The organism is Pseudomonas sp. EpS/L25, from assembly GCF_001512295.1.
Taxonomy (GTDB): domain Bacteria; phylum Pseudomonadota; class Gammaproteobacteria; order Pseudomonadales; family Pseudomonadaceae; genus Chryseomonas.
This window is the reverse complement of record NZ_LNUP01000011.1, coordinates 636255-652761: the sequence shown is the minus strand read 5'-3', so window position 1 is coordinate 652761 and position 16507 is coordinate 636255. Positions and strand designations below refer to the sequence as shown.

The 16507-nt window shown below is 68.9% G+C and carries 14 protein-coding genes; 2 read left to right on the top strand and 12 right to left on the bottom strand.

What is annotated here, in order from left to right; all coding sequences use genetic code 11:
* Positions 1–105: 105 nt before the first annotated feature.
* A complete protein-coding gene (locus AR540_RS12015; RefSeq protein WP_059229195.1) occupies positions 106–819 on the bottom strand; it encodes a cupin domain-containing protein in 714 nt (237 codons plus the stop codon).
* Positions 820–1050: 231 nt separating this feature from the next.
* Between AR540_RS12015 and AR540_RS12010 the strand changes: the two genes are divergently transcribed.
* Positions 1051–1977, top strand: a complete 927-nt coding sequence (locus tag AR540_RS12010) for a 2-hydroxyacid dehydrogenase (RefSeq protein ID WP_059229193.1) — start codon at positions 1051–1053, stop codon at positions 1975–1977.
* A gap of 17 nt (positions 1978–1994) precedes the next feature.
* Here AR540_RS12010 and argE read toward each other — a convergent pair whose 3' ends face one another.
* The 11 genes from argE to AR540_RS11955 form a co-directional block, all read right to left on the bottom strand.
* A complete protein-coding gene (gene argE / locus AR540_RS12005; protein WP_059229191.1) occupies positions 1995–3146 on the bottom strand; it encodes an acetylornithine deacetylase in 1152 nt (383 codons plus the stop codon).
* The gene (locus tag AR540_RS12000; protein ID WP_059229189.1) at positions 3143–4303 is read right to left on the bottom strand and encodes an NAD(P)/FAD-dependent oxidoreductase; all 1161 of its coding nucleotides are present in this window, start codon (positions 4301–4303) and stop codon (positions 3143–3145) included. Before AR540_RS12000 ends, argE begins: the two co-directional genes overlap by 4 nt.
* Entirely contained in the window at positions 4300–5700 is a 1401-nt protein-coding gene (locus AR540_RS11995) for an FAD/NAD(P)-dependent oxidoreductase (protein WP_059229188.1), read from the bottom strand. Before AR540_RS11995 ends, AR540_RS12000 begins: the two co-directional genes overlap by 4 nt.
* Positions 5685–5990, bottom strand: coding sequence for a (2Fe-2S)-binding protein (locus AR540_RS11990; protein ID WP_059229186.1), 306 nt, complete (start codon positions 5988–5990; stop codon positions 5685–5687). The genes AR540_RS11995 and AR540_RS11990 overlap by 16 nt, the downstream gene beginning before the upstream one ends.
* Entirely contained in the window at positions 5987–7831 is a 1845-nt protein-coding gene (locus tag AR540_RS11985; protein WP_059229185.1) for an ABC transporter ATP-binding protein, read from the bottom strand. The genes AR540_RS11990 and AR540_RS11985 overlap by 4 nt, the downstream gene beginning before the upstream one ends.
* Position 7832: 1 nt before the next feature.
* The gene (locus tag AR540_RS11980) at positions 7833–8735 is read right to left on the bottom strand and encodes an ABC transporter permease (RefSeq protein WP_059229183.1); all 903 of its coding nucleotides are present in this window, start codon (positions 8733–8735) and stop codon (positions 7833–7835) included.
* Complete coding sequence (locus AR540_RS11975) at positions 8732–9688, bottom strand: ABC transporter permease (protein WP_059229741.1); 957 nt, start codon at positions 9686–9688, stop codon at positions 8732–8734. The genes AR540_RS11980 and AR540_RS11975 overlap by 4 nt, the downstream gene beginning before the upstream one ends.
* A 73-nt stretch (positions 9689–9761) precedes the next feature.
* A complete protein-coding gene (locus AR540_RS11970) occupies positions 9762–11399 on the bottom strand; it encodes an ABC transporter substrate-binding protein (RefSeq protein WP_059229181.1) in 1638 nt (545 codons plus the stop codon).
* 447 nt (positions 11400–11846) lie between these two features.
* Positions 11847–13139 (bottom strand): NAD(P)/FAD-dependent oxidoreductase, encoded by a 1293-nt coding sequence (locus AR540_RS11965; protein WP_059229179.1) that lies wholly within the window; start codon positions 13137–13139, stop codon positions 11847–11849.
* Between the two features lie 27 nt (positions 13140–13166).
* Positions 13167–13838 carry a haloacid dehalogenase type II gene (locus tag AR540_RS11960; RefSeq protein ID WP_059229177.1) on the bottom strand — a complete coding sequence of 224 codons (672 nt, stop codon included), beginning with the start codon at positions 13836–13838 and terminating at the stop codon, positions 13167–13169.
* A gap of 165 nt (positions 13839–14003) precedes the next feature.
* Positions 14004–15479 carry an aldehyde dehydrogenase family protein gene (locus tag AR540_RS11955; protein WP_059229176.1) on the bottom strand — a complete coding sequence of 492 codons (1476 nt, stop codon included), beginning with the start codon at positions 15477–15479 and terminating at the stop codon, positions 14004–14006.
* A 183-nt stretch (positions 15480–15662) separates the two neighbouring features.
* On the opposite strand from AR540_RS11955, the gene AR540_RS11950 reads away from it, so the two are divergent.
* A complete protein-coding gene (locus AR540_RS11950) occupies positions 15663–16505 on the top strand; it encodes a GNAT family N-acetyltransferase (RefSeq protein ID WP_059229174.1) in 843 nt (280 codons plus the stop codon).
* Positions 16506–16507: the final 2 nt, after the last annotated feature.

Here is a 16507-nt window from a genome sequence, read left to right as displayed (position 1 = left end):
CAACTCTACCCGCACCGGCTTTTCGTGCAAAACCTAGTGTGGTGTTTAAGAAGTCATCTACACACTTCCGGCGGCGCTTTTTCTGCCTTTTTCTGAAACACCACACTAGCGCAGGATGCAATAGAGCTTGCGCACCGTCTCCCGGCTATCCCACGCCATGGGTGTATCCGCGGGCACCAGCACCGCCTCGCCCGCGTTGACCTGGCAGGACGCGTCACCCTCGACCGTCAGGGTCACGGCGCCGGTATAGAGCAGCATCAGCTCGCAGTGGGGATTGCTCACCGCCTTGCGCGTATACGCCGTGCATTCCCACATCCCCACCCGCAGGGCGCCGCCGCCACTTTCGAACAGGTCGCAACCAGTGGCCGTCGGTTCCGGGCTGAGCAGGACGCTGGCCGCTGGCGGCGGCGAAGGTTCGCGGACGGCGGCTGGATCCAGCAGCAGCGGCACCTGGGGCATGGGGCCTTCGCTGGCGCGGCCGGGAAAGGCCATGAACAGGCGCCGCAGCTCGCCGCTGTGGTGCCAGCGGCAGCTCAGGCCACGTGGCAGGACGAAGGCATCGCCAGCCTTGAGCTGCAAGGCACCACCGGTCCATTCGAGCTGCAACTCCCCAGCTTCGATGATGCTGACCTCCACCCAGGGATAGTCGTCCAGCTCACAGTCAGCCGAGTGGCTGACTGCGCTGCCCATGACATAGCCCAGGCGGCCATCGTGCAGGTGCGGTGCCCGGCCGGCGCTCAGGGGATCATCGTGCAGGGGCTGGAGCGCCCGCGGTAGCTGGCGATCACCGGGCGGCTGGCAGTAGTGCAGCAAGGGCATGGCGAATCCTCACGTCTAGAGGCGCGGCGAGAGTGCCGCGGACGAGGCCAGTATCGACCGCCAAGCCGCCTGGGTTATGGCGTTTCTGCCGCGAGGCAACACAGAAGCTGCCGTTTTTCAGCGCTGCGGCGCAGTATCCACCGCACCACCGATCATGGCGGCGGTGCCTGGGATTTCGGGACAAACTACCGCCCCTTTGCGCCATCCTTGAGCTTTGCCGGAGACCTCCCCATGACGCTGCTCTACAAGGCCGATCCCGAACGCGGCCAGGCGTGGCAACGCCTGTTCCAGGAACGCGCGCCCGATATTGCCTTTCGCCAGTGGCCGGACGTGGGCAACCTGGAAGAGATCCGTTACCTGGCCTGCTGGCAGCCGCCGGAAGACCTGGCCCGCCGCTTTCCCAATCTGGAGGTACTGTTCGCCACCTCGGCCGGCGTCGACCAGTTCGACCTGGGGCTACTGCCGCCGGAGCTGCCGGTGGTGCGAATGCTCGACCCTGGTATCGTCGCCGGCATGGTGGAGTACGCGACGCTCATGGTGCTGGCGCTGCATCGCCAGTTGCCGCGCTATCTCGACCAGCAAGGCGCCCGGCGCTGGCAGGAGCACGCCCTGGTGACGGCGCAGAGCCGGCGCGTGGGCGTGCTCGGCCTCGGCCAGATCGGCCAGGCGGTGCTGGAGCGCCTCGCCACCTTCGGCTTCGCGCTCTCGGGCTGGTCGCGCTCGGTCCATGACCTGCCAGGCGTGCACTGTCATGCCGGCGCCGAACAGTTGCCCGCCTTCCTGGCCGATTGCGAAATCCTCATCTGCCTGCTGCCGCTGACCGGGGAAACCCGTGGCATCCTCGACGCCCACCTGTTCGCCGCCCTACCCCGCGGCGCCAGCCTGATCAACCTGGGTCGGGGCGCCCAACTGGTGGAAGCCGATCTACTGGCGGCGCTGGACGGCGGTCAGCTGAGCCAGGCGGTATTGGACGTGATGGAACCGGAGCCGCCGGCGGCAGGCCATCCCTTCTGGCAGCACCCGCGGATCTGGCTGACGCCTCATGTGGGCGCCATGACCGTTCCGGAAACGGCCTTCGGGGTTTTGCTGGACAATATACGGCGGCACCAGCGTGGCGAACCGCTGTCAGGCCTGGTGGACCGGCAGCGCGGCTACTAGGTAGCCGTAGGGGTGGCTCAGCTCAGCGCCACCCGCAACCGTGCCAGCAAGGCATCACAAGCCTCCAGCTGGCTCAGCTCGACATACTCGTCCGGCTTGTGCGCCTGCTCGATGCTGCCGGGGCCGCAGACTACCACTGGCGTATCCAGCCGATTGGCGAAGAGCCCGCCCTCGGTGCCGAAGGCTACCTTGAGCTGGGCGGTACCAGGCTCCACCAGCGTCTGTAGAAAGCGCACGGCTTCTACACTGGGGTGCGTGTCCAGGCCTGGATAGGCGTTGACCCTCTCGATCTCGATGGCGGCCTTGGCTGAGGTTCGCCGTGCCTCCCTGACCAGGCTGTCCGCCGTTTCCTGCAGCGCGGCGACCAGGCTGGCGGGATCGTCCGCCGGCAGGTGGCGGATCTCGAAGTCGAGGGTGCAGCGGTTGGGCACTATGTTCAGCGCCTTGCCGCCGTCGATCCGCCCGACATGCAGGGTGGTGTAGGGAATATCGTAGGCCGCGTCGTGCGCGCCCTCTTCCGCCAGGTGCCGCTGGCTGGCGCGCAGGGCGCCGACCAGGTCGCTGGCCAGGTGGATGGCATTGACGTGCAGCGGCGCCAGTGAGGAATGGCCCTCCTGGCCATGGCAGTGGGCGCGCAGCGCGGCCTTGCCCTTGTGACCGAGGGCGACCTGCAGGTCCGTGGGTTCGCCGACGATGCAGAGGAAGGGGCGCACCGGCGCCAGCTCCAGCACGTCCAGCAGGCGGCGGACCCCGACGCAGCCGATCTCTTCGTCGTGGGACAAGGCCAGTTGCAACGGGCGTTTGAGCGGCGCTCCCCGGGCGGCGGCCAGCAGGGCCACCACCGCGCAGGCGACGAAGCCCTTCATGTCGCAGGCGCCACGCCCATAGATGCGCCCGTCCTTCAAGGTGCCCGCGAAGGGAGGCAGAGTCCAGGCCTGGCCTTCCACCGGCACCACGTCGGTGTGGCCGGAGAGCAGCACGCCGGGTACGTCGCTCGGGCCGACGCTGGCGAAGAGATTGGCCTTGCGCCCGCTCTCGTCGAGCACCAGTCGGCAGGAGATGCCGTCGGCTTCCAGCAGCCCCTGGACATGCTGGATCAGCGCCAGGTTGGAGTCGGCGGAGACGGTGGGAAAGCCGATCAGGGTGCGCAGCAGGTCCTGGCTGTTCATCCGGCGAGGCTCTCGCTGCGGGGTTGCGCGAAGCGGCCGATGTCTAAGGCCGCCAGCGGCGTCTCGGTACGGCCGGTGGCGATCAGCTCGGCCATGGTGTCACCCACGCCCGGGCCGAGCTGGAAGCCGGCGCCGCAGAAGCCGAAGGCGTAGTAGAGACCGTCCACCTGGCTGCTCGGCCCCATGATCGGCAGGTCGTCGGCGATGTAGCCCTCCACCCCGCTCCAGGTACGGATCACGTTGACCCGTCCCAGGGCCGGCGCCAGGCGCCGCAGCTGGGCGAGTTGGTTGAGCAGCCCGTGGGGTTCGGCGCGGGCCAGACGGGTATCCAGGTCCGGTCGGGTGCGGAAGCAGCCGCCGAAGATGACGTTGCCGCGCGGAATCTGGCGGAAGTAGATGGTCTCGTCGATACGCGGCGAGGAAACCCCCACCGTTTCGCGGAAGACATAGGGCAAGGGCTCGGTCACGCCCATCTGCGGGCCATGGGTCTCGATGGGCACCGGTTCGCCGAATTGACTTGACAGCCGGCTGCCCCAGGCACCGGCGGTGATCAGCAGGCGGGGCGCCCGGAACCGGCGGCCATCGCTCGCCTGCACCAGGAAGTCGCCGTCCGGCTTGGCGACCTGGGTGATCTCCACGCCTTCGTGCAGGTTCACGCCCTCCCGTACCCCGGCGCGGGCGAAGGCCGGTGCCGCCAGGCGCGGATTGGCGTGGCCGTCGTAGGGCGCGTAGGAGCCCGCTACCACCTCGCGGCTCAGGTAGGGAAACTTCTGGTGCAGGGCATCGCTTTCGAGGATCTGCAGTCCCAGGGGGGCGACTTCCGGCGCCTGGGCGTATTCGCGCAGCATGGCGATGCGTGCCGGATCGTAGACGACCCTAAGGTGGCCACGCTGGACGAATTCCAGGTCATCCCCGATGAGCTCCGGCAACTGGCCCCAAAGGCCGCGGGAGCGGGTGGCCAGGGGGACCTGGCACAGGTAGCGCCCCTGCCGTCGTACGTTGCCGAAGTTGGTGCCACTGGCGAAGCGACCGACCTGGTCGCGCTCCAGCAAGAGCACCGAAAGGCCGCGACGACGCAGGAAGAAGGCACTGGCGCTGCCCATGATGCCGGCGCCGACCACGATGATGTCTGCCCGGTGACTGGTGGTCTGGTTCATGACGAAAGCTCCTCTTCGCTGGCGACGATACCCAGCGGCAGTGGCCGCACCGGTGCCTGGCCGCGCAGGCGGCCGACGGCCTCCACCGGCACGCCGGATTCGGCGGCGATGATCTCGGCGCCGGCCTGGGCGCAATAGCGACCCTGGCAGCGGCCCATGCCGACCCGGCTGAAGGCCTTGGCTCTGTTGGCTTCGCGGGCGCCCTTCTCGCGCACCACGGCGCGCAGTTCACCGGCGGTGATGTCCTCGCAGCGGCAGACCACCGCGGCATCCGGCAGGCTGGCCATCTGCCGGGCAGGCCAGGGAAAGGCCTCGGCCAGCCCCAGGCGAAAGCGCTCCTGCACCGCCAGGGCTTCGCGGCAGCGCCCGGCGACGTCCACGGGCGGCGTGCGCCCCAGATCCGCCAGCACCGCGCAGGCGGCCAGGCGGCCAGCCAGTTCGGCACCGTCGGCCCCCCTCACCCGAGCGCCGTCACCAGCGGCGTAGACGCCGGGTGTGGAGGTCCGCCCCTCGTCATCCAGTTGCAGCACCCACTGCCCCGTCGCGCGCTCGAATTCGAAGGCGCAACGAGCGAGATCGGCCAATTGGGTCTCGGGGCGCAGGTGATAGCCCAGGCCCACCGCGTCGCCGACCACCTCCTGGCGCAAGCCGCGGGCATCGGCGAAGGCCACGCCGCGCACGCCCTGCTCGGCATCGCCGAGAATCTCCAGTGGCGTCACGCCGCAATGCAGCGGCACTCCGGCGCGCTTGAGCGAGGCCATGAGTTGCACGCCCTTCCAGGCTACGCCGGGCCGGGCCAGCAACTTGGGCGTCGCCAGGGCGCGCAGGCGCAGCGGCGCGGTATCGAGCACCGCGGCCACCGTGGCCCCGGCCTGCTGGTATTGGCTGGCGACCAGGTAGAGCAAGGGGCCGCTGCCGAGCAAGATCACCCGGCGGCCGATGGACACCGCCTGGGCCTTGAGGGCGATCTGGGCGCCGCCGAGGGTATAGGTGCCGGCCAGGTTCCAGCCCGGCACCGGCAGCAGCCGGTCACCGGCGCCGGTGCAGAGCACCAGGGCATCGTACTCCAGGGTGCGCTGGCGATTGCCCTGCACGGTATAGAGGGTGCGCTCGTGCAGATGCCAGGCCAGGGTGTCGGGCCGGTAGTCGAGGCGTCCGCGCAGGCCATCGAAGGTGCGGTGCAGGTCTTCCGCCTTGCCCGCCTCGCTGCCGTAGAGAGTGGCATAGGGGCGCTGGAAGCCCTCGGGCTGGCGGCGATAGATCTGGCCGCCGTCGCGGCGATTCTCGTCGATCACCACCGGGGTGAGACCGGCGGCCAGCAGCGTCTCGGCGCAGCGCACCCCAGCGGGGCCGGCGCCGACGATGACCACGCGGGGTTGCTTCAGGCCAGGTTCCATGCGACCTCCGGTTGCTCGGTGAGGATCTGCAGGCCCTCGCGGACCTCGGTCCCGCAGGCGCGCAGGCGTTCGCCCGCGGCGGTCCAGACCCAGCAATCCTGGCAGGCGCCCATCAGGCAGAAGCCGGCGCGGCGGTCGTCGCCGAATTCGGAGCGGCGCAGCGCCGGACCATTGGTGAGCAAGGCGACCATGAGGGTATCGCCGGCCAGGGCCGTGACCGGCAGGCCGTCCACCGTGAGGCTGACCTGCGGCCGGCCGGTCTCGCCGAGGCGCTGGAAGCGGGTAGTCATGCGCGAACTCCTTGGGTGTGCAACACGGCCCCGCCCTGCAGGCGCTGCAGGGTCTCGCCGTCATGATGACAAAGGATGCGATTGCCACCCGCCAGGGTTTGCGGGCGGGGCGGCAGGCGGTCGCAGCGGCCTTCGATGCGGACCGGGCAGCGCCGCAGGAAGCTGCACAGCGGACCGCTGGCCTGGCTCGCCGGTGCCAGCGGTGCCACGCTGCGGATCGGCTGCTCTTCCAGCCAGCCCTGGCGCAGCGCGGGCACGGACGCCGTGAGCAGTTCGGTGTAGGGATGCAGCGGTGGCTGCTGCAGCGTCGTCGGGGTGCCCAACTCGACCGGTTGGCCGGCATAGAGCACCAGCACCTCGTCGCACAGGCTGCGCACGGTGGAGATGTCGTGGCTGATGAACAGGTAGGCCAGGCCCAGTTCGCGGCGCAGCTCCACCAGTAGATCGAGGATGGCCGCACCGACCACGGTATCCAGGGCCGAGGTGACCTCGTCGCAGAGGATCAGCTCGGGCTCGGCCGCCAGGGCGCGGGCCAGGTTGACCCGCTGCTTCTGGCCGCCGGAAAGCTCGCCCGGCCGCCGATTGGCGAGGCTCGCCGGCAGCTGCACCCGGTCGAGCAATTCGCGGACCTTGCGCTGGCGGGTGGCCTTGTCGAAGGCGTGGTAGGTCTCCAGTGGACGCATGAGGATGCGCTCCACGCTATGGGCCGGGTTCAGCGCCGTATCGGCGTTCTGGTAAACCAGCTGCACCTGGCGGAACTGCTCGCGGGACCGTCCGTCCAGGCCCGGGGGCAAGGGCTCGCCGCCCAGGTGCACACTACCCCGCGCCGGCGGCAGCAGGCCGGCGATCACCCGCGCCAGGGTCGACTTGCCGGAGCCGGACTCACCGATCACGCCCAGGGCCTGCCCCGGTGCGATACGCAGATCGATGCCTTCCAGCACCCGGTAGCGTGGCAACCCCTCGGCATCCATCGGCCCGTAACCGGCGACCAGATCGCGGACCTCCAGCACTGGCGGACGCGTCTCGCCCACCGGCAGGCCACGCTCGGCCAGGGGCTCCGGCTGCGCCGCGGCCAGCAGGCTGCGGGTGTAGGGATGCCGGGCGCTCGCCAGCAGACGCTCGGTGCGGCGATTCTCGTACACCTCGCCGCCGTTGAGCACCAGGATGCGGTCGGCCATCTGGGCCACCACGGCCAGGTCGTGGGACACGTAGATAGCGGTCACCCCGCGCTCGCGCACCACCTGCTTGAACACCCGCAGTACCTCGATCTGGGTGGTCACGTCCAGCGCCGTGGTGGGTTCGTCGAGGATCACCAGGGTTGGATCGGTGATCAGCGCCATGGCGGCCATCAGCCGCTGCAGCTGGCCACCGGACACCTGATGCGGATAGCGCTCGCCGATGTGTTCGGGGTCCGGCAGTGCCAGTTCCTTGAACAGCTGCAACGCCCGCGCCTCGGCCTCGCGGCGGGTCAGCACGCCGTGGATCAGGGCGCTTTCGATGATCTGTTCCAGCAACCGGCGCGACGGGTTGAAGGCCGCGGCCGCGCTCTGGGCGATATAGGCCACGGTGTGACCGCGCAGGCGGCGCAGGCCAGCGGCGTCCAGCTCCAGCACCTGGGTGTCACCGACGCGGATCGAACCGCCAGCCAGCCGACACCCTGCTCTGGCATAGCCGAGCAGCGACAGGGCGATGGTTGTCTTGCCCGAGCCGGACTCGCCGATCAGCGCCAGCACCTCGCCCTTGGCCAGGCTGAAGCCGACATCCTTGACGATGGGGGTTTCGCCGCCGTCTCCGCCCTGGGCGACCACGCGCAGGTCCTTGACCTCTACCAGCGGTTCCATCTCAGCGCCCTCCCCGGCGCCGGGCGCCGAAACGGTCGATGAGCAGGTTGACGCCCACGGTCAGGGTGCCGATGGCCAGGGCCGGCATCAGCACCGCCGGGGCGCCGTCGGCCAGGCCGCCGATGTTTTCCCGCACCAGGGAGCCGAGGTCGGCATTGGGTGGCTGCACCCCGAGGCCGAGGAAACTCATGCCACTGAGCAGCAGCACGATGTAGACGAACCTGAGGCCCAGGTCGGTGAGCAGCGGCAGGCGCATGTTGGGCAGCATTTCCCGCAGGGCGATGTACAGCCGGCCCTCGCCGCGGGTGCGGGCGACCTGGACGTATTCCAACTCGGTGAGGTTCATCGCCAGGCTGCGGGCGATGCGATAGCAGCCCGGGGCGTAGCCCACCACCGCCATGACGATCAGCAGGGGTACCGAGGAGCCGAAGGCGGAGACCATCACCAGGGCCAGCATCTTGCTCGGCAGGGAGATCAGCGCATCGATCAGGCGCGACAACGGCTCGTCCACCCAGCGCCTCGAGAGTGCCGCCAGCAGACCGAGGCCGGTCCCCACCGCGCAGGCCAGCACCGCGGCCACCAGCGCCAGGCCCACGGTGAAGCGGGCGCCGTCGAGGATGCGGCTGAGCACGTCGCGCCCCAGGTAGTCGGTTCCCAGGGGGTGGGCGAGGCTGTAGCCGGCGAGCACGGCGCTATCACCCAGGGCACCCGGATCGTAGGGCGCGAGCCAGGTGCCGAAGACCGCGACGAACAACCAGAATGCTACCAGGCTGCCGCCGAGGAGCCCGGTCAGCGAAAGACCGGCGCGGCGCCGGGCACGGGGCGGAGAAAGCTGGGCGTCGAGCGTCTTGCCGTCCACCGGCAGGACAGCTGCGGGACGCACGGAAGTCACGGGTCGGCTCATAGCGTTCTCAGCCTCGGGTTGGACAGGATGGCGCAGAGATCCGCCAGGGTCATCAGTACCAGGTAGGCGCAGCAGAACAGCATGGCGCAGGCCTGGATCAGCGGCAGGTCGCGGCTGGCGACACCGTCCACCATCAACTGGGAAATGCCCGGATAGTTGAAGATGGTCTCGACGATCACCACCCCACCCATCAGGTAGGAAAGACTCAGGGCGATGGCATTGGCGATGGGACCCACGGCGTTGGGCAAGGCGTGGCGCAACACCACGCGGACCGGGCCCACGCCCTTGAGCCGGGCCATTTCCACATAGGGACTCTGCAGTTGGTCGACCAGGGCGGCGCGGGTCATGCGCGCCATCTGCGCCACGATCACGCAGCACAGGGTGCCCACCGGCAGCGCATAGGCGCGCAGGAAGTCCAGGGGACCGGCGATGTCGTGGGCGAAGGTGAGCGCCGAGGTCCATTGCAGGTGCACGGCGAAGACCAGCACCGCCAGGGTCGCCACCAGGAATTCCGGCACCGCGACGATGCCCAGGGTGAAGACATTCAGCGCCCGGTCCAGCCACCCACCCGCGTTCATCGCCGAGACGATTCCCAGCCCGAGCGCCAGGGGCACCGACACCAGGGCGGTCACCCCGGCCAGCATCAAGGAACCTCCGAGGCGATCGCCGATCAAGGCGCTGATCGGCATCTGGCTGGCCAGGGACTGGCCGAGATCGCCGTGCAGCAGGCCGCCCAGCCAGTGGACGTAGCGCAGCAGCGCCGGCTGGTCCAGGCCCATCTGGGCGCGCAGTGCGGCGACCTGCTCGGGCAACGCGAATTGGCCCAGCGCCTGCTGGGCGGCGTCGCCCGGCAGCAGCGCCGAGACGAAGAACACCAGCAGCGAGACGATGAACAGCGTCAGCAATGCGCCACCGAGGCGCCTGGCGATGAGGGGAACGACGGAACGATCCAAGATCACCTCCTGCGAAAGCATGCGACGGCGGTCCCGGACCTACCCGCCCGGGACCACCGTCAGGTACGGCGGGTCAGGCCTCCAGCCAGACGTGTTCGGCGAACATGTAGCCCATGAAACCGCCGATGGGAATGATCCCGTAGCCGCCCAGCTTGGGCGAATGGGCATCGATGGAGCTGGTGAAGATCGGCAGGCCGATGCCGCAGTGCTGGTGGATCAGCAGCTGCATGTCGGCGTACATCTGCTTGCGCTTGGCCAGGTCGGTCTCGCCGCGGGACGCCACCAGCAACTGGTCGAATTGCTCGTTCTTCCAGCCGGACTCGTTCCAGGGCGCATCGGACTTGAAGAATTGCGAGAGCAGGATGTTGGCGGTGGGTCGGGCATTGATGTTGCCGAAGCCCAGCGGGTCCTTCATCCAGTGGTTGTCCCAGTAGCCGTCGGCACTGACGCGGTTGACCATCAGGTTGAGCCCGGCCTGGCGCGCCGACTGCTGCAGCACCAGGGCCATCTCGTTGGCGTTGTCGGCCGCGGTGGAGGTCACCAGGGGCATCCGCGCCCCGGCGATACCGGCCTTCTGGAACAGGAACTTGGCCTTGTCCGGGTCGTAGGGCCGCTGTGGCAGGTCCGCCGCATAGTAAGGCGAGCCCGGCATGATCGGCTGGTCGTTGCCGATGGTGCCGTAACCGAGGAACACCGACTTGAGGATCTGCTCGCGATCGAACAGCAGCTTCATCCCCTCGACCACGTTGGGGTCGTTGAACGGCCGGTTGGGGATGCGCATGATCAGGTCGGTATAGGCACCCGAGGTGTTGGCCACGATCTTGAGCTTGCCGCTCTGCTTCAGGCGCTCCGCGGAACGCGGGTCCACCGAGACGGTGAGCTGGACGTCGCCGGCCAGCAGCGCATTGACCCGCGAGGGTTCGTCGCCGATGCCGATCAGCTCGATCTCGTCCAGATAGGGTTTGCCGGACTTCCAGTAATTCTCGTTGCGCACACCCACGGTGCGCACGCCCGGCTTGAATTCCTTGACCTTGAAGGGCCCGGTGCCATTGGCGGTGGAGAAATTTTTGGTGCCATCGGCGATGATCAGGAATGGCGAGATCGCCAGCACCGCCGGCAACTCGGAGTTCGGCGAGACCAGGCGGATGCGCACCTCGTCAGGCGCCACCGCGGTGACCTCGGCGAACTGGTCGGCCAGCGCCTTGACCTTTGAGCCTACCGCCGGGTCCTTGTGGCGCAGCAGCGAGTAGACCACGTCGGCGCTGTCGAAGGTCTTGCCATTGTGGAACTGCACGCCCTGGCGCAGCTTGATCGTCCAGATCAGGGCATCCTGGGTCTCGACGCTGGTGGCCAGGGCCATCTGGGGTTCGAGGTGGCTGTCGAAGACGGTCAGGCCGTTGTAGAAGAAGTACTGGCGGGCGTAGTCGCCCGAGAAAGAGCCCTTGGCCGGATCGAGGGTATCGGCCGTGGACGAACCCGCGGCGGCGGCGCGAACCCGCCCACCGCGGCGCGGCGTGGCGCTGACCGCATCTTCTGCGGCGAAGGCCCGGCCATCACGGCCGAGCAGACTGCCCACCCCGGTCGCCAGCAACCCGGCGGCGCCCAGCAGGCGCAACGCATCGCGTCGCGACAGGCCCCGGTGCAGGGCTTCGAAGGCCCGAACGCTCTCAGCAGCACCTATCAGGGGACTTCCAGTCTTTTTCTCGGTCATGTCGGCTCGCTCGTTGGGGGCTCTGTCGCCAGTCCGCACCCCCCTCCCCGGGGGCGCGGTGCTGTCCTCGTGGCCGCGCTATCCAGCGGCCTGAGTCATTACAGCACCGGGCCCTCGCCGATTACCGTCGTATTGCCCCTGCGGCGAGATAGAAAAGATCGTTTTGCCCGACCGGCTCAGCATTCTTTGCGGTGTGCTTCGCCGCGGCGCATGGGCCGCGCCGATGCCCGGCTTTGGCGCGCTCCGGCGGCGTCTCGCCGGTGGCAAACACCTCTTCGCCAAGGGCTGGGCCGGCGCGGGACAGCTCGCCAAGCGGCCCGCACACGGCAGTTTCTGCTAAGCGGGAAACCGCCCGCGGCCAGACCTCGCAGCGCCCAGTCGTGCAAAAGCCGCCAGCCCGCGCACCGTCGAAGACGGACGCGAGCTGGCGGCTCGGTGATCGCCACGCTAGTGCAACCGATCCTGCACCCGGTAATACAACCCCACCAGCGGCAGGAACCAGGGTTTGCCGAAATGACCGGGAATGGCCGGCCAGTCGAGCATCCGCCAGGGATTGGCCTGGCTGCGGCCCTCCAGCACCTCGGCCATCACCCGGCCCATGTGTACCGACATCTGCACGCCGTGGCCGCTGTAGCCCATGGCGTAGAACAGTCCATCCCGCTCGCCGGCCCGCGGCAGGCGGTCGGCGGTCATGTCCACCAGGCCGCCCCAGCAATAATCGATGGGCGCCTGGGCCAGGGTCGGAAACAGCTGCCCGAGGGCAGCCCGCAGCACGGCGCCGCTCTTGGCGTCCTGTCGCGGGTCGGACAGAGCGAAGCGCGCCCGGCCGCCGAAGATCAAGCGATGATCCGGGGTGGTGCGGAAATAGTTGCCGATGATGCGGCTGGTCACATAGGTACGCCGGTTGGGCAGCAGGGCGTCCAGTTGCGCCTTGGGCAGCGGCGCGGTGGCGATGATGAAGCTGCCCACCGAGGCGATGCGGCGGCGAAACCATTGGAAGGGACCGATGCGGGCGTTGCCGGTGGCCACCAGTACCTGCCGGGCGCGCAATTCGCCGCGGGCACTGACCACGCGAAAACTGCCGTCGGGCAGCCGCTGCAAATCGCTCACCGCCGCCCCTTCGTAGACCTGGGCACCGCGCCGCACCGCCGCCTCCGCAAGCCCGACGCCGAAGCGCCCCATGTGCATCTGGGCGCCGTTGCGCTGCAACAGCCCACCATGGAAAGCGTCGGAGGCCACCTCGGTGCGCACCTGCTCGGGGCCGAGCAGCTCCACCTCCGCATCCACTTCGGTGCGGATCAGCTCGCAGGTGCGGGCCAGGCCGTCGTAGTGCTGCGGCTTGGCCGCCAGCTTGAGCTTGCCCGCCTTGTGGAAGTCGCAGGCGATGCCCTCCTCGGCGATCACCGCCTCGACGCTGGCCACGGCATCGGCATAGGCCTGGTAGAAGGCCCGGGCCCGCTCGGCGCCCAGGCTGGCGTGCAGGACCGCGTAATCCTGGGCGACACCGGTGTTGCAGTGGCCACCGTTGCGCCCGGAGGCCTCGCCGATCACCCGGCCGGCCTCCAGCACCGCCACGCTGGCACCCCGCTGGCGCAGCGCCACGGCCGCGGAGAGCCCGGTGAAGCCGCCGCCGATGACGGCGACGTCCACCTCGCCTGCCACCGGTCCGGGGGTAGCGCCGGTAAAACCCGGCGCGGTCGCGAGCCAGTAGGAATCGGACGATGCTGGGCCGTGACTCATGGGCGGGCGCTCCGGCAGCTCAGGGGGTTATTCGAGACCGACCACCGCGGCCAGGCCGCCGATGTCCTTGATCTCGGTGTTGCGGTAGAACGGCGTGCTCGGCTCGTGGCCGCGATTCACGAACACCTTGTTCTTGATGTTCATGTAGTCCGCCGGGATCAAGTCGTAGCGGAAGCTCGAGGACACGTGCAGCACGTCTTCCGGGCCGCAGCCGAGGTTGTCGAGCATGTATTCGAAGGCGGCCAGGCGCGGCTTGTAGGCCTGGCCCTGCTCGGCGGTGAAGACCCGGTGGAAGGGCACGCCCAGCTTGTCGACGTTGGCCATGATCTGCTCGTCGGCGGCGTTGGAATAGATCACCAGGGGGATCTTGCCGGCGATCTTGGCCAGGCCGGCGGTCACGTCCGGGTGCGGGCCCCAGGTCGGCACCGCTTCGTAGTAGGCGTTGGCCTCGGCGTCGGTGAAGGAAATGCCCCAGCGCTTGCAGGTGCGCTCCACCGCCGCGTACAGCACCTCCGAATAGGGCTTCCAGGCACCGAGCACCTCGTCGAAGCGATAGCCGTTGAAGTCCTTGCAGAACTGGTCCATCGCCTCGGCGGGAATGCGGTCGGCGAACATCTCGCGGGCCATGTCGGACATGCGGAAACGGGTCAGGGTGCCGTAGCAGTCGAAGGTGATGTACTTGGGCCGAAAGGCAGTCATGGCAAGGGTCCTTTGACGGAAAGTCGTGAGTGGAGGCTGGGGCGCGGGCGGCGTCCCTGGCAAGCATTACAGCATCGGCAGGCCTGATGAATGTCCGCTTTCAGGCATCGTGGAAGACAGAAAAAGCCGTTTTGCCGGTAGCCCTCAGCATTGTTTGCGGAAGCCTCAGGAGTGCTCAAGGTCGATCAGCACGCTCTTGCTGCGCAGGTTGGCCTCGAAGGCCGCGCGGCCCAGGTCCTTGCCGATCCCGGAGCGCTTGTAGCCGCCGGTGGGGATGATCCAGTCGTGGCTGCGACCGTAGCGATTGACCCAGACGGTGCCGGCTTCCAGGGCCCGCGTCAGGCGCAGTGCCCGACCGAGATCGGCGGTATGCACGCCCGCCGCCAGGCCATAGGTGGGATGGTCGGCCAGCGCCAGGGCCTCGGCTTCGTCGTCGAACACCTGCACGGTGAGCACCGGGCCGAAGATCTCTTCGCGCACCGCGGGGTTGTCCGCGCCGACGCCAGCGATCAAGGTCGGCTGATAATAGGCGCCACCCAGCCCCTCTTCCAGCGCGCCACCGAGCAGGATCTCCGCCCCGGCCGCCCGGCTGCGGGTGACGATGTCCTGGATGCGCTGGCCCTGGCGATGGGAAATGATCGGCGCCAGGGTGGCCTCGGCCGACCAGGTCGGCCCGGGCCGCAGCTCGGCGAAGGCGGCGCGGATGCCGTCCAGTATCGGCTCCAGGGCTGCCCGCTGCACCAGCAGCCGCGAGCCCGAGACGCACACCTGGCCGGCGTTGCCGGTGATGGCAGCGGCCACGCTGCGGGCGGTGCGGGCCAGATCCGGGACATCGGCGAACACCAGTTGCGGACTCTTGCCGCCCAGCTCCAGGGTCACCGGCTTGGGCCCGCTCTCGGCGCAGGCGGTCATGATGGCGGTCCCGGTTCCGGTGGAACCGGTAAAGGTGATCTTGCCGATGCGCGGATGGCGGCACAGGGCGTCGCCGGTCACCCGGCCATCGCCCTGGACCACGCTGAGGATGCCGGCGGGCAGGCCCGCCAGCACGGCCAGCTCGGCCAGGCGCAGGATGGAAAAGGGCGTCAGCTCCGAAGGCTTGATCACCACCGCATTGCCGGCGGCGAGCGCCGGCGCCATCTTCCAGCCGGCCATGCTCAGGGGGAAATTCCAGGGGGCGATGGCGCCCACCACGCCATAGGGCTCGGTGATCTGCAGGCCCAGGTGGCTGGTGGCGGTGGCCGCCACCTCGCCACCGTGCTTGTCGGCGAATTCGGCGAAGAAGCGGATGCCCTCGGCGACATAGGGAATGTCCCAGGCCATCACCTCACGCAGCGGACGGGTCGAACCCACCGCTTCCAGAGGACCGAGTACCTCGCCATCGGCTTCCACCAGGTCGGCCCAGCGCCGCATCACCCGGGCACGCTCCCGTGGGGGGCGCGTCGCCCAGTCGCTGGCCTTCCAGGCGCGCCAGGTGCCCTCCACCACCTCGTCCACCAGATCCGCCGAGGCGCACGGCAGGCCGCTCTGGAAGCCACCATCGGAAGGCCGGAACACCTCCAGTTCGGCACGGGCGTCGCGGGTACGACCGCCGCTGAAATGGGCACAACGAACCGCTATTGCTCTGGGGTCGAACGAGGCCATGGCGCGCTCCGCTAGGGCTGTGGGCTTGGCCCCATGCTAGGCGCGCACGCCGCCATCTTTTGCCGAACTGCTGCGGACCTTCAGCGCCTCCCATTGATGCGCCTACCCGCCGGCAACCGAATCTGCCGTCGGGTCTTGCTAGGCTGGCGCCTGAATCAGCCAGACCCGAACCGGAGCCCTGCCGTGTCCCACGCGACCCTGAGACCCCTGCGCGAAACCGACCTCGCCACCGCCCACCGCCTGTCCCAGGCCCTGCAATGGCCCCATCGCCTGGAGGACTGGCAGTGCCTCTTCCACAACGGCGAAGGCCTGGTGCTGGAAGACGATCAGGGGGTGTTCGGCACCGGCTTCTGCGTACCCCAGGGCGACTACGCCACCATCGGCCTGGTGATCGTCGCCGACAGCCACCAGGGTAGAGGTCATGGGCGCCGCCTCATGGACGGCCTGCTGCAACTGGCCGGCACCCGCACGCCGTTGCTGGTCGCCACGCTGCGCGGCGCCCCGCTCTACCGCAGCCAGGGCTTCGAATCCTACGAGCGCATCTACCAGCACCAGATCGCGACGCTGCCCGCCGTGGCTGAACGGCATCCGCTGGAAAGCCAGGTGCGCGAGCTGACCTCGGCGACGGCCCCACAACTGGAACGCCTTGCCCAGCTCGCCAGTGGCCTGGACCGCACCGTTCTGCTGCGGGAATTGCTGCCCCAGGCCGAACGCCTCGTTGGCCTGGAGCGCGAGGGCCAGCTGCGCGGCTTCGCCCTGCTGCGTCCCTACGGCCGCGGCCTCTCGGTCGGCCCGGTGATCGCCGAATCCACCGAGCAGGCCAAGGCGCTGATCCTCACCCTGCTGCGCCAGGCGGAAGGTCGCTACGTGAGATTCGACGTGACGGCGCGCAGTGGTCTCAATCCCTGGCTCCTGGAGCTGGGCGTCCCGCAGGTCGATGAAGTGGAGCAGATGGCCAGGGGCGAGGCACCGGTCTCCCGCGACGGCCTGGAGCAGTTCGCGCTGCTTACCCAGGCACTGGGCTGAGC

What these genes read in the sequence shown, in the direction of transcription:
- AR540_RS11970 (WP_059229181.1), bottom strand. Translation starts at nt 11,399, where the DNA reads ATGACCGAGAAAAAGACTGGAAGTCCCCTGATAGGTGCTGCTGAGAGC.
- AR540_RS11995 (WP_059229188.1), bottom strand. Translation starts at nt 5,700, where the DNA reads ATGGAACCTGGCCTGAAGCAACCCCGCGTGGTCATCGTCGGCGCCGGC.
- AR540_RS11980 (WP_059229183.1), bottom strand. Translation starts at nt 8,735, where the DNA reads ATGAGCCGACCCGTGACTTCCGTGCGTCCCGCAGCTGTCCTGCCGGTG.
- argE (WP_059229191.1), bottom strand. Translation starts at nt 3,146, where the DNA reads ATGAACAGCCAGGACCTGCTGCGCACCCTGATCGGCTTTCCCACCGTC.
- AR540_RS11965 (WP_059229179.1), bottom strand. Translation starts at nt 13,139, where the DNA reads ATGAGTCACGGCCCAGCATCGTCCGATTCCTACTGGCTCGCGACCGCG.
- AR540_RS11985 (WP_059229185.1), bottom strand. Translation starts at nt 7,831, where the DNA reads ATGGAACCGCTGGTAGAGGTCAAGGACCTGCGCGTGGTCGCCCAGGGC.
- AR540_RS11960 (WP_059229177.1), bottom strand. Translation starts at nt 13,838, where the DNA reads ATGACTGCCTTTCGGCCCAAGTACATCACCTTCGACTGCTACGGCACC.
- AR540_RS11990 (WP_059229186.1), bottom strand. Translation starts at nt 5,990, where the DNA reads ATGACTACCCGCTTCCAGCGCCTCGGCGAGACCGGCCGGCCGCAGGTC.
- AR540_RS12010 (WP_059229193.1), top strand. Translation starts at nt 1,051, where the DNA reads ATGACGCTGCTCTACAAGGCCGATCCCGAACGCGGCCAGGCGTGGCAA.
- AR540_RS12015 (WP_059229195.1), bottom strand. Translation starts at nt 819, where the DNA reads ATGCCCTTGCTGCACTACTGCCAGCCGCCCGGTGATCGCCAGCTACCG.
- AR540_RS12000 (WP_059229189.1), bottom strand. Translation starts at nt 4,303, where the DNA reads ATGAACCAGACCACCAGTCACCGGGCAGACATCATCGTGGTCGGCGCC.
- AR540_RS11955 (WP_059229176.1), bottom strand. Translation starts at nt 15,479, where the DNA reads ATGGCCTCGTTCGACCCCAGAGCAATAGCGGTTCGTTGTGCCCATTTC.